This window comes from Sulfuricurvum sp. (assembly GCF_030691015.1).
Taxonomy (GTDB): Bacteria; Campylobacterota; Campylobacteria; order Campylobacterales; family Sulfurimonadaceae; genus Sulfuricurvum.
In genome coordinates this window covers 1-1699 of record NZ_JAUYFF010000007.1, presented here as the reverse complement: position 1 = coordinate 1699, position 1699 = coordinate 1, and the positions used below count along the sequence as shown (strand labels likewise).

Sequence of the window (1699 nt, the reverse complement as noted above, 5' to 3'; positions counted from 1 at the left end):
ATCCAATTTAGTGGCAATTTAGCAAGTAGTCACACCCTCTAATTTATAGTTCTTTGAAAAATAGGTCTGAACTCTAAGGATTCGTTACAAAATAACATGACCAATCTAACGCGGGTGTAATGTATAATTCCATTCGCCATGAAATTCTTCTCTTTCAAGAGCTAATGTTTTTATTTCCTGATCTGTAATTTTAATCCCTTTGGCGTATTTATTGGTGTCTACCGATGTTTGAATTTTTAGCCCCTTCTTAGTTTTCGTCGCTCCAATCAGATTGACAATAGTCTCAATGCTAACAAGCGGCCTTCCACGCCAATTCTGGCTAATGTATGAAAACATCCTGTGCTCAATCTTATTCCACTTGCTCGTTCCTGGTGGAAAATGACAGACAGATATTTTTAGGCCGGTCTCATCAGCAAAACGCTGCAGTTCTGTTTTCCATAACCTTACACGTGATCCGTTGCTCCCGCCGCCATCAGCGGTTATCAAGAGTCTTGTGGCATTGGGATAGCTTTCTTCTCCCATGCTCAACCACCAACGGCGAATACTTTCTGCGGCAAAAGCTGATGTGTCGGCACTTATCCCAACATTGACAAAGCCCACATTCTTTGCCAAATCAAGAATACCATAGGGTGCGGCCCGTCCCTTGTCGGGATCAAGGAAGTCATGCATGTTCACTTCCTCCGGACAGCCTTCCGGTCGCCAATTGCTACCCTTATTCGAAAACTCCCCGACAATCTCTTTTTTCTTGGTATCGACAGAAATGACCGGCTCGTCAGCTTCTTGAAAAAGTTTGACCTTGTCATTGATAAAGAGAAACTGATCATTTCGGTCTGGATGTTGACTCCCGCTTTCTTTGGTTTTCCGATTTGCTTGCATGGTGTAGCGCATTTCAACAAGCAACTCATGCACCATTCGCGTGCTAGTCTTGTGCCCTTTATTTGTCAGCTCTGAGGTTAAAGCTGAAATACTCTTGCATGTCCAGCGAAGTGGTGAACAGGGATCTCCAGCAGCAAACGGCTCAATCAAAGCGTCCAAATCTGATTTCAGCGTGGGGTCAATATCTGTTGTTCGCTTACGGCCGCCACCGCACCGTCGCTGACGCACATCATCAGCCACTGGAAGGCGGCGTCCTCTTGTCCGGCGCCTTGTCTTCTTTCCTTCAAAAACATCCTCTACTGGTTTTGGAACGGGCGGTTGTATCAACTCCTCTATGCCTGTAGATATTGTATTGCGCGAGGCACTGGTCATCTTTGCTACCTGCGACACGCCTCCCCGCCCAAGAGCTTTCGCTTCGGCAGCCAAGTACAACCGATACTGCTTTTCATCCAAAACTGAAGCTAACAGGTCATGCCGTATTTTGATTTGCTCTAATGTGATTGACATGAATACAGCATAGACTATCTTAGACAAATGATCAAGTTATTTTGTAACGCATCCTTAGCGTTCCGTTTTTACAGTTGAACAGCCATGGATCTTGATCGAGTTCTTCAGCTCGGACAGGAACTTCACTTTCGGCAAGCGTTATCATTGCATTGACATTGTGGCTGGATTCCGATTTCCTGGCATGTTTTGATATTTCCTGCCGCTCGGTCGCATCGGTTGCCTGGCCGGCTTCAAAATAGATCGACCGAACCACCTCTTGGGCGATCATTTTTATCTTGTCAGATTTATCCTGAACCCATCGCCGTCCATCCCAAAT

2 protein-coding genes are annotated in these 1699 nt (G+C 45.7%); both read right to left on the bottom strand.

Annotated elements, in window-relative coordinates; translation table 11 throughout:
• Window positions 1–105: 105 nt before the first annotated feature.
• Complete coding sequence (locus tag Q8O20_RS06395) at window positions 106–1383, bottom strand: ISAzo13 family transposase (protein ID WP_304739968.1); 1278 nt, start codon at window positions 1381–1383, stop codon at window positions 106–108.
• 31 nt (window positions 1384–1414) lie between these two features.
• Window positions 1415–1699, bottom strand: a 285-nt coding sequence (locus Q8O20_RS06390) for a hypothetical protein (RefSeq protein ID WP_305530484.1), incomplete at its 5' end; no start/stop codon positions are given.

Coding starts and splice junctions, on each gene's coding strand:
- Q8O20_RS06395 (WP_304739968.1), bottom strand. CDS start 1,383: ATGTCAATCACATTAGAGCAAATCAAAATACGGCATGACCTGTTAGCT.